Origin of the sequence: Burkholderia pseudomultivorans (assembly GCF_902499075.1) — a bacterium.
GTDB lineage: Bacteria > Pseudomonadota > Gammaproteobacteria > Burkholderiales > Burkholderiaceae > Burkholderia > Burkholderia pseudomultivorans.
Genome location: NZ_CABVPP010000070.1, coordinates 1 through 14371, shown reverse-complemented (window position 1 = coordinate 14371; position 14371 = coordinate 1). Strand labels below are relative to the sequence as shown.

Here is a 14371-nt window from a genome sequence, read left to right as displayed (position 1 = left end):
TCGAGTCAGCAAATCGGCGCGCTTCCGACCGGCCGCCAAGGTGGCGGCAGTCGGCAGAGTATAGCGGAAATTGCCGGCGCGGGACGCGAAGCCGCGGCGCGCCGGCTGCCGCCGCGGCTTCGGGCCGGCCCGGGCCTTATCGCCAGCGATATTTCGCCGCGAGCTGCCCCTTCACCGTCGCGTAGTTCGACAGGTTGGCGTCGACGCCGAAGCTGACCGATACGGCGAGATTCCGCGTGATCTGCCCGGTCGCGCCCAGCTTCAGCTCGGCGCGGTCGCGCGGCATCCGCAGCTCGAACGGGTTGCCGTCGACGCTGAGCCGGTGCGAGCCGGGCCCGTGCCACCAGTTCGCCTCGATGAACGGCCGCAGTTCCTGCGATGCGGAGATCGGCGAGACGCCGTGCACGCGCACGCCGATGCGCGTGAGCACGTCGTTCGCGCGCTGCACGCCGATATAGCCGCCCGGCGAGTCATGCCCTGCCGCCTGGTAGTTCGAGTACACGATCTGCGCGCCCGGCTCGACGAAAAAGCGCGACCGGCCGTCGTCGTACATGCCGAACGAATAGCCGGCCTCGACCGACGCGGTGAGCGTGCGCGACCGGTAGCGGTCGCCCGGCAGGCTGCCGCCGACGTGGTTGTCGTACGTGCCGTACATCAGCCACGTATCGACGTGCGGCCCGGTCAGGATGTCGCGCTTGCCGTACCACGTGCCGTACACGCCGAAGTTGTAGCCGTCGACGCTGCCGCGGGCGGTCGCCGGCGCATAGCGCTGCGCGACCGGGTTCCACAGTGAGCGCGTCGACCAGCTCGTGGCGCTCGCGTACATGCCCATCGCGCCGAGCCGGAAACTGCCGCCGCGACCGTCGTCGAAGCGGAACATGTCCGCGCCCACGTGAATCAGGCGGCCGTTGCCGCTGACGCTGCGGCCGCCGCCGAGCGACGTGGACTGTCCCTGCGCGCGCAACCATACGGCGCCGTAGCGCGTGTTTTCGTCGGTCTGTTCGCGCAGCGTCTGGTCGCTGCGATCGTGCAGCGTGTGGATCGGCATCAGGATCGCGGCGTCCGCGTTCGCGAGATAGGCGTCCGGCTCCGGGGCGACGGCGCGCACGGGCGGCGGGACGACTTCGGGCTGCGGCGGGACGGTTTCCGGTTCGACCGGCTCGGGTTCGGGCACGGGCTTGGCCGCGGAGACGAGGTACCAGTCGTCGACGTGGCCGGCCCGCCCGCCGCGCGTCAGCATGTAGTCGTAGCCGCCCGCCGAAATCGTGCCGAAATCCTTGCGGTAGCCGTCGGACGCCGCGTCGAGCGCGAAGGCTGCCGCATCGGTCGTGCCGCCGTTGCGGGTCTCGACGAGCGGGATGCCGACGGCCGTCGCGGCGCCGTCGCCGCTGGCGCGCTTCACGACCAGCGCCGTGTTGCCCGACGCGTGGCCGCCGTCGATCACGAGCTTGTCGGTCGGTGCAAGATCGTCGCCGTACACGGTGTTCAGGATGACCTTGCCGTCGCGCGCCGTGTAGTCGCCCTGCACGACGAGCGTCTTGTGCGCGCCGCCGACTGGCGCGCCGAACGCGATCGTCGATTGGTCGAGCGTGACGGCCTGCACGGTGGAGTCGCCGGTGACCGACCACTGGCTGTCGCCCTGCATCGACACCGCGCGGACCGCCTGCGTCGCGCCTTCCCACGCGGCGCCGCGCGACAGCGCGAGGTTCGTGACGACGGGCGTCGGGCTGCCGTCCTCGGCCGGCACGTTGACGATATTGCCGCGCGCGGTGGCGTTGTCGAGCATCAGATGCACCGGCTCGCCGGCCGTGGCCGCGACGGCGAGCAGCGTGCCGTTGCCGCCCTCGAGGTGCGCGCCGCCGGACGCGCGCACGAGGCCGGTGGTCGCTTCGATCGCGCTGCCTTGCGCGCTGACGATCGAGCCGCCGTCGAGATGCAGTTCGCCGCCGAATATGCCGGCGCCGGCTGCGTGCTCGCCTTCGGTGCGGACCGTCGTATTGACGAGATCGACCAGGCCGCCGTAGCTCGCCTGTACGCCGCGTGCGCGCGCGCCGTTGGTGGCGACCGTGCTGTCGAGCATGCTGACGATGGAGTCGTCGCGCACCGACAGCACGCCGATCGCCTTGTCGCCGTGCGTTTCGACGGCGGTGCCGGTGAGCGTGACTTCCGCGCCGTCGCGCGCGATCGTGCCGATTGCGCCCAGGCCGTGCGTGGTGACGCGCGAATCGGTGACGTCGAGTTGCGCGGTCTGGGCGTCGAGCGCGAGCTCGCGCGATGCATAGAGACCGTGTGAGCTTTCGCCGGTCGTGATCACGTCGGTGCGCGCCATCGTCATCGCGCCCTCGCGAAGGTCCACGGCCGGCGCGAGGAACCCGTTGGTGCGCAGCGTCGAGTCGGTGATCGACATCGTGTTCTCGCCGATCAGGCTGAGCGCCGACGACTCCTGGCCTTCCGTCGTGACGTCGAGCCGTTCGAGCTTCGCATGGTTGCCGTCCGAGCCCACCGCGATGGCGGGTGCGAACGCGCCGACGGTGCGGATGCGCGTGTCGGCGACCGCGATCGACGCGCCGGGGCCCGGGCCGACGTAGATGCCGTATGCCTCGCGGCCGAGCGTGTCGATCGAGCCGCCGACCATGTCGAGCCGGTTGCCGGAGCCGTACATGCGCACGCCGGCGGCGTTGTCGTCCAGCGTATTGAGCGTCGTGTTGTCGAGCAGCGCGCTGGCGCCGTCGGGCGCGCCGGAGCCGTGGAACAGATAGAGGCCGTAGGCGGAATTGCCGGTCGTGTGAACCTGGCTGTCCTGCAACTCGATACGCGAACCCGCGCCTTCCACGTACAGGCCGATCGCACCGATGCCCTTCGAAAACACGCGCACCGGGCCGGTCGCCGTCATCAGCCCGCCCTTGCTGACGTTCAGCACCGAATCGTAGTTGACGGTCGCGTAATCGCCGGCGGCGATTTCGACATGCTCGCCGTTCGCGTACTGCGGGTTGTTGACGACCTGCGCGGTGGCGGACAGCGGCGCCATGATCGCGACGATCAGCGCCGCGCAGATGGATAGCGGTACCGGCGGCATGTCGGGCATGCCAGGCGTCGTGTTGCCGCCGGATCCGGCACGACGCCGCGCGGCGGGCGCTTTCGGGAAAGGGTGGGTGGATGCGGTCATGAGTGTCGAAACGAAGGGATGAAAGCTAAAATTAAACCAATCGAGCTAACGCGCGGCAATAGGACATGTCTGGAATTGCGCGGAGATGAGGGCGGAATGACCGCGAATGCGACGTGTGCGGACCCGCGCGAGACGCAGGCGCGGCGGCGGTCATGCGGCGCAGCGGCGCGCCGGATGGCGCATGAGGGGCCGTCGCTGCGGGCGTGGTTGCTTATCGCGAGCGGGCTTCGCCTGAAGGTCGGCATGGCCGCGCGGCGTGCCGACGTGCCGCTCGGAGCGACGAAGCGGCGTTCGATCGAGGCCACCCGACGCGGGTGGGCCGCGCGCGGCGGCGGTGTGATGCACCGTCGCGCGACGGCAAGTTACGCGATCGAGCGGCGTTTCCGACGCGCGCGCCGGACGAGACGGGAGACCCCGCGCCCGTGTTCGCCGCGGGCGCAGGGTCGGCGTGCCGACGTATTACTGGTAGACGATCGAGTACAGCGCCGACGTCTTGACCGTGCCGGCCGTTGCCGGGCCACCCATCGCGACGTATTGCGCGTAGTACGCGAGCGTCGCCGCGCCGTTCTCGAGCGCGACCGGCTTCGAGTTTTCGTTGGCCGAGCCGAGCTTGATGATGCTCGTGTCCGGGTTGTTCAGCACACCGACTTCGACGTTCGATGCGGTGCCTTCCGCGTTGAGCAGGTTGCCGCTCGCCGTGTTGATGGTGTCGCTCGGTTCGAAGTGCGTGTAGACGTTGCCCGTCGCCGGCGAGCAGTTCGTCAGGCTGATCGTGAAGGCCGTGCGGCCGGCCGTGGTGCCACCCTGGGCGAGCGACGTGATCGACACCGGCGGCAGCGCGACGGTGAAGTTCTTGCTGCCGGTACCGTTGCCGTTGATCTGGCAGGTCTGGGCCTTGATGGTGCCCGTGAACGTGATCTGGCCGTCGGTGGCATGCGAAACCGACGGGGCGAGCGATGCGAATGCCGCGACGGCGACGAGCGTGCGAAGAGTTGCTTTCATGTGTTCTCCATATGGACATGGGTAAATCAATGATGCGAGGCGGCCGGCTCGGTATTGCAGGCGTTGTCGAACCGGTTTCCGGCCGTTCGCGTCATTGGAGGAATCCGGCTGCCTGCACCGCGCAGGCGGCCGGAAACGGTTGCCGCTCGGCATCGTTCGACACGGAGTGCAAACAATGCCGGGCAAGCATCGGGTCGGGCCGTGCGCTGCACGGCCTTCGATGAACGGTGCTCATTGGTAGCTCAGCGTGAACGACGCCAGGCCTTTCACCGATCCGGCCTTCACCGCGCCGGTCGCGATGTACTGGGCCGTCAACGGAATGCCGGTCGTGCTGCCCGACGGGCCGAGATACCACTGGTTCAGGTTGCCGGCGCTCGAGCTGTCGGGCCCGAAGCTGACCGGCACGCCGCCCGGTCGCAGCAGCCGCAGCTGGACGCCCGAAGCGGTCGAGCCGGGCGCGAGCGTCAACTGATTGGTCGTGTTGCCGGGATTGCTCAGGTCGGTCAGCGTGACGTAGACGTTCGTGCCGGGCGAGCAGGACAAGCCGACGTTGAAGGGTTTGTCGCCTGCCGTCGAGCCGGGCATCGGCAAGCGCGACGTATAGACGCTGTCCAGCTGCACGGGCGTGTCGGGCAGCGTGGCGCGGCAGCTCTGCGGGATCGTGGTGATCGTCAGCGGGCCGTTGTTCCACATGATGTTGACCGGGTTGGCGATGAACGTCGCGTTATTGATAATCCTGAATTCGCCGAATTGGAGATTGAGACCCGCCGCCATGCTGGGAGGCGGGCTGTAGATCATGTCGTTGAGCTTCACGAGTTCGATCTTGAAGTCCAGCGTGCCGGAGAACGGGGCCGTGCCGGTCCGCGGCGGCATCCATTGCGCGAACCCGTAGTTGTAGTCGTTGTTCATTTGCTGTCCGGTGTTCAGGTTGGTGACCCGAACCCCGATGCCCATGTTGGCGTTGTAGTACAGGTCGCCCGGCACGCTCGCCGAAGAACGGAAAAACGAGCGATAGCTGAAGCTCCAGCCGGAAGCGCTGGTCGTGGGCGGACAGCTGTAGCCAATCGACATGGTCGTGGTTGCAAGCACCGTACCGTTCTGCGCGCCGGACGGCACGCCGATCCACTGCGGGAAGCCGAAGCGGAACGAGTCCGCATTCGGCGGCGAGTAAGAGCAGCTTTGAGCATGGGCAGGCGCCGCCCACGCGATGGCGATCAACATCGCGTACAGCCAACGGACGACGTGTCTGCGTTGCAGCGATCGAGTCATTGTGAAATTTCCTTCATGGCGGAGGGGTTCCGGGATGCCGACACCTGCGTGTCGGCATGCTGCGTCAGCGGGGCGGCTTCGCCGGCGTCGTGCGCGGCCGGCCGCGAGGTCAGCGGGATCGCGTACGACGGGGCGTCGGCCAATGCGCCGCCGCCGCAGGTTGCGTCGACGCGCGCGTAGCCCGCGTCCTTGCGCGGTGCCGTCGGAAGCCGGTACGAAAACGAGCAGGAATCCCGCGGGCCGTTGCCCCACTTTGCGGTCAGCACGCCGTCGTCCGGAATGCCGCGGACGAACAGATGGCTGCTCTGTGCGATGACGCCGACGCTGGCGCCGGTGCTGTCGAACACGTGGGTGCCGAACGGCAGCGACTTGCCGTCCGGCAGGCGCGGCGTGATCAGCGCCGCACGGCCGGTGGTGGTCGCGAAGCGCACCGCCACGAGCGCGTTGGCGCGCGGCGCGACCTGCCGGCTCGTCGATTGCAGCTCGACGTCGAGCGGGATGCCCTTCGGGTCGATGCTGATCGTGTTGAGTATGTACGGCGACAGCGACGGCACGATCGCGTAGCCGCGACCGTCGATGCGGATGCCCGAGCCGTTCGTCACGCGTGCGCCCTTGGCATCGCGCGCTTCGACGAGCGCGGCCGTCTCGCCGAGGTCGTTCGCGAACGTGACGCCGCCGGAATGGGCGACCAGTGCGCCGGACAGGCCTGCCGAGATCTGCGATTGCCCCGAGCCGCCGGAGGCGGCAGCGGACAGGCTCGCATACGGCGCGCGATACTGGGCGGTCCCGCCGCCATACAGCGAGCCGGGCGAGCGGCTGCCCGTGACGCTGTACGAGAATTCGCCGCTTTCGCCGGCCGAGCCGTTCAGCCCGATCAATTGCGACGAGCCGCCCCGCGTGTCGCGCGACAGCGATGCCGACAGCGTCGGCGCGTTGACGTGCTTGCCGAGCGGGATCGTCAGATTGGCGTACAGCCGATTGTCGAAATCCTGCGAGAACCCGTTTCGCTGGCGCGAGAACGACAGGTTGTAGCTCAGGGTGTGGCCGGCGAGCTTCAATGTGTTGCTGTAGCCGAGCTGCACGCTGGTGGTCGAGCCCGGCTGGTTCCAGTAGTTCTGCATCGAGCCGATCGCATAGGCGCTGCCCCAGCGCGTGCCGAGGTCCTGGCTCACCGTCAGCTGCAGCTGGCTGCGTTCGCGGGCGACGTCGTCCGCGCGCTGGCCGGTCGCGACCAGGCTGCGCGCGTAGATTGCGTTGCGCGCCGTCCAGAAGCCGCGCGACGAATAGCGGTAGGCGGCGATCGCGATACTGGTGTCGGTCGCCGGCACCAGCTTGCTGTAGGTGATGCGCGCGCTCTGGCCGGTGGTCGCGGCGGCGCCCGGAATCTCGGCTTTCGCCTGCGTGAAGTCGACGGCGAACGCGCCCCAGCGCGTATTGAACGCGCTGCCGACGAGCCCGGCGACATAGCCGCGTGCCGCGATAACGCCCGCGTAGCCGGTGAACACGTTGCTGAAGCCGTGCTGGATCGTCGCCTGCGCGAAATTCGGATGCGCGTCGACCAGTTGTTCGCGGAACTGGCCGAGCGAGACGCTGAAGCGCGTGTTCCCTTCGCGCAGCGACTGCGACACGGACGCATACGGCACCGTGAAGCTGCGCGTGCTGCCGTTCGCCTCGGTGATCGTCACCAGCAGGTCGCCGCCATAGCCGGTCGGATACAGATCGTTGATCTCGAATGCGCCGGGCGGCACGTTGGTTTCGTACAGCGTGTTGCCGTTCTGCGAAACCTTGACGTGCGCGTTGCTGTTGGCCACGCCGCGGACCAGTGGCGCGTAGCCGCGCTGCGAGTCGGGCAGCATGCGGTCGTCGGTGGCGATCGTGACGCCGCGCAGGCCGACGCTGTCGAATATCGAGCCGTCGGTAAACACCTCGCCGAGCGTGACCTGGCTGCGCAGCGCCGGCAGGTCGCGCTGCACGTAGGTCGACACCGCGTAGTAGCGGCCGGTGCTGCCCGTGTTCCACGCATACGAGCCGGTGTGCCGCAGATGCCAGCCGGCGACGTTGATGCCGCCGTTCAGGCCCAGATAGGCCATGTTGCTCGCATGCCCGAAGGACGACGAGCGATAGGTATTGAAGTTGTACTTCAACGTGGCCGACGGAATGCCCGCGTCCCACAGCTCGGGGCTCACGTAGCCGCGCGGCTGGCGCTGCAGCGCGGCTTGCGGAATGGTCAGCTCGAGCCGGAAATCGGCCTGGTCGAAACGGTACGACGCACCGTCGGCGAGCAGCGGGAAGTCGCCGCATTCGCCCGCGCGGATCTTCGCCAGCTCGGCGCGGCCGGCGTCGGTGAGGGCGGCGTCGTCGAGCGCGATACGCGTCGCCAGCGGCGCATCGACGCACAGCGTTGCGCTGTCGCTGCCCGGCGCGCCGACGAATCGCAGCGCCGAGCGGCCGATCCATTTGCCGTTCAGTGCGATGTCGGCCGTGTATTCTCCGGGCGCGACGGGATTGCCGCGCGCGAACCGCGATACGTCGATGCGCTGGCCTCGCCCTTTCAGCAGCAGCGTGTCGCTGAAGCGGACTTCGGGCGGCTGACCGGCTTCCGCCGCGGCGGCCGCGCCGGCATGCGTTGCGGCGACGCCGCCGAGCGCCGCCAGCACACATGCATGACTCGGCTTGAGCGCGAACTGCAATCGCGCGCGCGACTTGATTGACTTGCGCATCCTGTCCAGGACCCTGTTGATGAAGTGTTTCCGGGGATCGACGGCTCGGGTGCCCGCGTGGCGGGCGCGAGTTATCGGGCGGGTTGCGGGACGGCCTTGCCGGGCACGCCGCTGCCGTAATCGTCGAGATACGTGTAGTCGACCTCGGCGGGGCCGGCCGGCAATGCCGTCAGGCCGTCGATGCCGAACGTGGCGGTGGCGCCGGGATCGACCATGCCGCCGAGCGAATTGGTCCGGACGGTGTCGCCCGTCTTGAGCGCGATGCGGCTGAACGTGACGTGGTAAGGCGTCGGGTTGTGCGCCTCGACGCCATAGCGGCCGCCCTCGAGACGCGCGAGCTTCCAGGTGACCTTCGACGGTGCCTCGGCTGCGCTGTCCTGCAGGGCCGCCGGCCGGAAGAACAGCTTGATGCGCGTGCGGAACGCCAGTTGCAGCGAATTCGGCTGCGCTTCGTCGCGATCGAGTTCGGGCGGAACTTCCAGCACGTTGAGCCAGAACAGCGATTCCTTGTCCTGGGGAAGCGCGTCTTTCGTGTAGAGCACGCGCAGGCTCTGGCCCTGCGCCGGGTCGATGCGGAACAGCGGCGGCGTCAGGATGAACGGCGCCTTCGTGTCGTCGGGCAGTGCGTTCGGATTGCCCGAATCGACCCACGCCTGCACCAGCGCCGGTTTTTCTCCTTCGTTAGTCAGCCGCACCGTGACTTCACGGTCTTTTTCCGGATAGACCACGCGCGTACCGCCAATCACGACGCTCGCGTGACCGTTCCCGGCGGCGAGCGAGATCGTCGCGGCGACGGCGAGCGCCCATGCTTTCCATTTTCCGGCGTGTCGAGTCATATTGATTTTGGAGTGAACGAAACGATCGGTTCAGGTAATTCGGCGACCGGGTTATTCGAATGTGAAAAACCCGATCGCCGCGATTTACCGCCGATTATTGATAAGTGAGCGAATAAAGGACCGAGGTATTGACGCTGCCCGAGCCTGCGGGCCCGTTCGCCGCGACGTATTGCGCGATGTACTCGAGCTTCGCCGAGCCCGATGCGATGGCGACCTTCGCCGAGTTTTGCGACGCCTCGACGGCACCGAGCTTGATGACGCTGCGGTCCTTGTTGAGCAGCCCGATTTCGACGTTGGCCGCCGTGCCCGACGTATTTTTCAGCTGGCCGGTTTGCGCGTTGACCGTCGTGCCCGGTTCAAAGTAGGTCGCCACGTTGCCGCTGCCCGGCTGGCAGTTCGTCAGCGCGATGTTGAACTGCGTATCGCCGGTTCGCGCGCCGTCCGAGCCGAGCGACGACGCGACGACTTCAGGCAGCGCCACCGTGAAGTTGGGACTGCCGGTGCTATTGCCGGAAATCTTGCACGTCGTGCCCTTGATCTCGCCCGTGACCGAAATGGTGCCGTCGGCGGCATGGGCGGCCGGCAGCGCGCAGAGGCCGGCGGCCAGCAGAGCGGCGCTCAGCGCCCGGGATAATCCTTTGGTCGAAAATTGATCCATTGTTCTGAATCTCGCAGGTTGGTTGTGGTCGAATTCGAAATGTTTCAAACATTTGTCATTTCGGCTTTCGCCGATATTGAAATGAATGAAAAATTTCTGCGAGATTGTTGCTGCGTCGGTATGGTTGGGTAAATTGGACGAGTACGAAAAATTATCGAAAATCAGATTTGAAAGAATGGTTTGGTTTTGAGATTTTTTATCTCGATTTATTCGTCTAATCGGACGGGGAACGCTATTCCGGTCATGCCGCGTGCGTGCGGCGCGTCGTCGCCGGAGGCGGCGCGATCAGTCTTGTGGGGGGGGGCGAGGATCGGGGAGAGGAGGCGTGGCGCGGCATGCCTGCCATGCGGGCGGCACGCCGTGAGCGGGGTCGAGGATGAGGTCGAGCGGCCGGTCGATGAAGGCCGTGCGCTTTGGCCGGCGGCGCGATCGCGCGCCGTGTGGCGTGTGCCGTGTGGCGGCCGGAACGGGCCGCGCCAATGCGCCAATGCGCCGGCGCGGCCGCGCGCAGCCGATGCGTTACTGCAGAATCAATTGCAGCTTCTGTTCGGCAAGCTCGCCGGGCGGCTTCGTGAAGCCGCTGCGCGTGTAGCGCTGCCACGCGCCGACCGCATAGCCGACCAGCAGGTTCGCGCGCACGGCCGGGTCGTAGCCGGCCGGCAGCGGCGCGGCGCCGCCGGGGCCGGCCGCACTGCGCTCGGCCAGCGCGACGCGCAGGCACTGCCGTACCGAGGCCTCGATCCGCTCGAGCATCCGGTCGATGCGCTCGGCCAGCCGCTCATGTTCGCCGACCAGCGCCTCGCCGGTCAGCACGCGCGTCATGCCGGGATTCTTCGCGGCGAAATTGAGCAGCATCAGGCCGATTGCGCGCGCCTGCAGCAGGCCGTCGGGCTCCTTCGCGGCGATCTGGTTGATCAGCCCGAAGAAGGTTTCCTCGATGAACTCGATCAGCCCGTCGAACATCTGGGCCTTGCTGGCGAAATGACGATAGAGCGCTGCTTCCGACACGTCGAGCCGTGCCGCGAGCGCGGCCGTCGTGATCTTCTCGCGCTTCGGCGCTTCGAGCATCGACGCGAGCGTCTGCAGGATCAGCATGCGGCGCTCCCCCGGCTTCAGGCGGGCGCGGGTGCGCGTGGGTGGTGCCTGGTCTTCCGTTACGCCGTGGTCCTGCGGGTAAGTCGGCTGCATTTCTGTCGCCCCGATCGAGTGCCCAGTCGGAGCGATTTTAACGAACGAATTCGCTGGTCGACATAATGCGGGCGTCCGGTGGCCGGCAGATGGCCCGGCAGGTGGCCGGTGATCCATACCGTGCCGATGCCGAGGCGCTTGTAGCGCTTCAGGTGGCCGCGCGTATCCTCGACGAGGATCGCATCGGCCAGCCGCGCATGCGCGGCGCGCAGCGTCCGGCGCAACATCGTGTGGTCGGGCTTCGCGCGCCACGTGCGGCGGTCGCGCATGTGCTCGATCGCGATCACGCGCTCGAACAGCCGCTCGATGCGCAGCTCGCGCAGCACCGCGCGCGCATAGTTCTCCGGCGCGTTGGTCAGCACGAACTTGCGGCCCGGCAGCGCGGCGACGATGCGCGCGAGGCCGCGCTCGGCGCGCAGCATCGCCGGCAGGTCGGAGAACGTATGGACCACGCGCAGGAAGTCGTGCGGATCGATCGGATGATGGCGCGTGAGGCCGAGCAGCGCGGCGCCGTAGCGCTGCGTGTAGCCGGTGCGCAGGCGGTCGGCTTCGGCGCGATCGACGCCGAGCGTGTCGATGATGTATTGCGTCATCGCGCGGTTGATCTGCGGAAAGACCGCGTGCGATGCGTGGTGCAGCGTGTTGTCGAGATCGAACAGCCACACCGGCGCGCCGGCGCGCGGCCGGCTGCGCGAGATGCGCCGGCGTCGCAGCGGGGCCGGCAGGTCCGGGACGGCCGGCGGGCGGCGCGTGCTCAATGCGAGCGGATCATCGTGCCGAACGGCTGCTCGGTCAGGATTTCCAGCAGCACCGAATGCTCGATGCGGCCGTCGACGATGTGCACCGACTTCACGCCGCTCTTCGCCGCGTCGAGCGCCGACGAGATCTTCGGCAGCATGCCGCCCGAGATCGTGCCGTCCTCGAACAGCGCGTCGATCTCGCGCGCGGACAGGTCGGTCAGCAGGTTGCCGTCCTTGTCCATCACGCCCGGGATGTTGGTCATCATCAGCAGCTTTTCGGCGTTCAGCACCGTGGCGAGCTTGCCCGCGACAAGATCCGCGTTGATGTTGTACGACAGGCCGTCCTCGCCGAAGCCGATCGGCGAGATCACCGGGATGAACGCGTCGTCCTGCAGCGCCTTCACGACCGCCGGGTTGATCGCCTCGACTTCGCCGACCTGGCCGATGTCGATGTACTGGCCCGGGTTGTCGCGGTCCGGCATCAGCAGCTTGCGCGCGTGGATCAGGCCGCCGTCCTTGCCCGTCAGGCCGACCGCGTGGCCGCCGAAGTGATTGATCAGCATCACGATGTCCTGCTGCACTTCGCCGCCGAGCACCCATTCGACGACTTCCATCGTCTCCTCGTCGGTCACGCGCATGCCCTGGATGAAGGTGCCGGCCTTGCCGATCTTCTTCAGCGCGTGATCGATCTGCGGGCCGCCGCCGTGGACGATCACCGGGTTGATGCCGACCAGTTTCAGCAGGATCACGTCGCGCGCGAAGCCCTGCTTGAGCCGTTCTTCCGTCATCGCGTTGCCGCCGTATTTGATCACCACGGTCTTGCCGTGGTAGCGGCGGATATAGGGCAGCGCCTCGGCGAGGATTTCTGCTTTCAGCGTGGGGGCGATCTGCGAGAGGTCGATGGGCTCGGACATGGCGGCGGCTCAGGCTGGGAACGGTTGAAACACGGCGAATTGTACAGGAGTGGCGCAGCGCAGCATCGGGTTTTTGGGCTGGCCGGACGGACGGCGGCGCAGGCTGCGCGCCAGGCGGGGCGGCCCGCCGGCCATGGCGCGGCGGGCTGGAAGCGAGGCGGCGGCCGGCGCGCTGGCAGGCGTTCGGCGCTCGCATCGGCCGTCCGGCCGACGTGCAAAATCCGTGCGTCGCGCTATGCTTGTCGCGTGGGGCGCTGCCGCGCCCGCTTCCGCGACTGCCGCCATGACCGATTCCGCCGCCGACGCCCGTCCCGCTCCGCGCCGCGCGCGCTGCCCGCACTGCGGGCGCGGCTTCGACTGCGGCGCGCACACGCAGCCGTTCGACTGCTGGTGCGCGGCGATGCCGCCGCTGCCCGGCGACGCGCCGCCGGAGCCGGGCACGCGGTGCCGGTGCCCCGAGTGCTATGCCGACGCGATTGCGCGGCACCTGGCCGGCGCGGCCGGCTGACATGCCGATGGCGCGTGCGCCGCGCCCGGCGGCCGCGCCGAATGCCGTCCCGATCCGGCCCTGATGGAGGTGGGGCGCGCTAAACGGGTAAACTGGCCGGATGCAACGAATTACCACCACCGGGCGCGTCAACCTCAGTCACCTGTTCTGGCTGCGCAATCTCGCGATCATCGGCCAGCTCGTGACGATCGGCGTCGTGCAGACTTATTTCGGCGTGCATCTGCCGTTGCCGGCGATGCTGATGGTGATCGCGCTCGAAATCGTTTTCAACGGGCTGACCTGGGTGCGCGTGCTGCGCGCGCGGCCCGAGACCAACTTCGAGCTGCTGGGCCAGCTGTGGGTCGACCTCGGCGCGCTGTCGGCGCTGCTGTTCCTGTCGGGCGGCACGACCAATCCGTTCGTGTCGCTGTACCTGCCGTCGCTGGCGATCGCGGCGGCCGTGCTGCCGTGGCACCTGATGATCTGGCTCGCGGCGTTCGCGGTCGCGTGCTATGCGGCGCTCGGCTTCGATTCGGTGCCGCTGAACATGGACAACCCGGCGAACCTGTTCGACTACTACCGCACCGGGATGTGGGTGAACTTCATGGTCAGCGTCGGGCTGATCGCGTGGTTCGTCGCGCGCATGTCGAATGCGCTGCGCCAGCGCGATTCGGCGCTCGGCGAAGCGCAGCAGCGGCTGCTGCGCGACGAGCGGGCGGTCGCGCTCGGCGTGCAGGCCGCGACGGTTGCGCACGAGATGGGCACGCCGCTGTCGACGATCGCGATGCTTGCCGAGGAGCTGCGCGACGCGGCGCGCGACGATCCGGGGCTCGCGCGCTACGAGGCCGACCTGAAGGTGCTCGAGGAACAGATGACGCTCTGCACGTCGGCGCTCGCGCGCCTGCGCAGCCGCGCGAGCGCGCCGGCGAGCCGCCAGCCGGTGGACGACTGGCTCGACACGTTCGTCGAGCACTGGCGCCTGCGGCATCCGCACGTGCGGTTCGAACTGCTCGGTGCGCGTCCGGCGGGCGTCGCGCTCGACGACACGGTCGCGGCCGGGCAGATCCTGACGATCCTGCTCGACAATGCGGCGCGGGCGAGCGCACACCGCGTGACGCTCGCCGCGAAGGTCGCGCACGGCGACGCGGCCGACACGATCGAATTCGAGGTATGCGACGACGGGCCCGGCATTCCGGCCGCGCTGCGCGAATCGCTCGGCGCGATGCCGGTCGACAGCACGCAGGGCGGCCACGGCGTCGGCCTGTATCTCGCGTTCAGCGCGGCCGCGCGGCTGGGCGGCGAGATCGAACTGTCCGATGTGACGCCGCGCGCGGGCGCCAACGGGCGGGCCGGCGGCGCGCCGCACGGCCAGGCCGCGGCCGCGGCAGAAC

Annotated in this window: 11 protein-coding genes; 2 read left to right on the top strand and 9 right to left on the bottom strand. The window is 68.2% G+C overall.

The genetic code is table 11. The features are described 5' to 3' along the window. Positions 1–136 precede the first annotated feature (136 nt). The 9 genes from BST28156_RS30225 to argB all read right to left on the bottom strand — a co-directional run bounded on the left by BST28156_RS30225 (position 137) and on the right by argB (position 12493). Positions 137–3085 carry an autotransporter family protein gene (locus BST28156_RS30225; RefSeq protein WP_069245402.1) on the bottom strand — a complete coding sequence of 983 codons (2949 nt, stop codon included), beginning with the start codon at positions 3083–3085 and terminating at the stop codon, positions 137–139. 540 nt (positions 3086–3625) lie between these two features. Next, entirely contained in the window at positions 3626–4168 is a 543-nt protein-coding gene (locus BST28156_RS30220; protein ID WP_174904133.1) for a fimbrial protein, read from the bottom strand. A gap of 231 nt (positions 4169–4399) precedes the next feature. Then, a complete protein-coding gene (locus tag BST28156_RS30215; protein WP_230949678.1) occupies positions 4400–5389 on the bottom strand; it encodes a fimbrial protein in 990 nt (329 codons plus the stop codon). 44 nt (positions 5390–5433) lie between these two features. Then, complete coding sequence (locus BST28156_RS30210; RefSeq protein WP_059516899.1) at positions 5434–8157, bottom strand: fimbria/pilus outer membrane usher protein; 2724 nt, start codon at positions 8155–8157, stop codon at positions 5434–5436. A gap of 71 nt (positions 8158–8228) precedes the next feature. Further along, complete coding sequence (locus BST28156_RS30205; protein WP_059516897.1) at positions 8229–8993, bottom strand: fimbrial biogenesis chaperone; 765 nt, start codon at positions 8991–8993, stop codon at positions 8229–8231. 94 nt (positions 8994–9087) lie between these two features. After that, positions 9088–9651: a fimbrial protein gene (locus BST28156_RS30200; RefSeq protein ID WP_009689322.1), complete on the bottom strand. Its 564-nt coding sequence runs from the start codon at positions 9649–9651 to the stop codon at positions 9088–9090. 519 nt (positions 9652–10170) lie between these two features. Next, a complete protein-coding gene (gene slmA, locus BST28156_RS30195) occupies positions 10171–10839 on the bottom strand; it encodes a nucleoid occlusion factor SlmA (protein WP_059516895.1) in 669 nt (222 codons plus the stop codon). Continuing rightward, complete coding sequence (locus BST28156_RS30190; RefSeq protein WP_009689320.1) at positions 10806–11597, bottom strand: pyrimidine 5'-nucleotidase; 792 nt, start codon at positions 11595–11597, stop codon at positions 10806–10808. Before BST28156_RS30190 ends, slmA begins: the two co-directional genes overlap by 34 nt. Continuing rightward, positions 11594–12493 carry an acetylglutamate kinase gene (argB, locus tag BST28156_RS30185; protein ID WP_006490510.1) on the bottom strand — a complete coding sequence of 300 codons (900 nt, stop codon included), beginning with the start codon at positions 12491–12493 and terminating at the stop codon, positions 11594–11596. Before argB ends, BST28156_RS30190 begins: the two co-directional genes overlap by 4 nt. Before the next feature lie 283 nt (positions 12494–12776). Between argB and BST28156_RS30180 the strand changes: the two genes are divergently transcribed. Together BST28156_RS30180 and BST28156_RS30175 are read left to right on the top strand one after the other, a co-directional pair. Then, a complete protein-coding gene (locus BST28156_RS30180) occupies positions 12777–13001 on the top strand; it encodes a cysteine-rich CWC family protein (protein WP_040128511.1) in 225 nt (74 codons plus the stop codon). A 100-nt stretch (positions 13002–13101) separates the two neighbouring features. Beyond that, positions 13102–14371: ATP-binding protein (locus tag BST28156_RS30175; protein ID WP_254596445.1), on the top strand; the 1270-nt coding region annotated here is incomplete at its 3' end.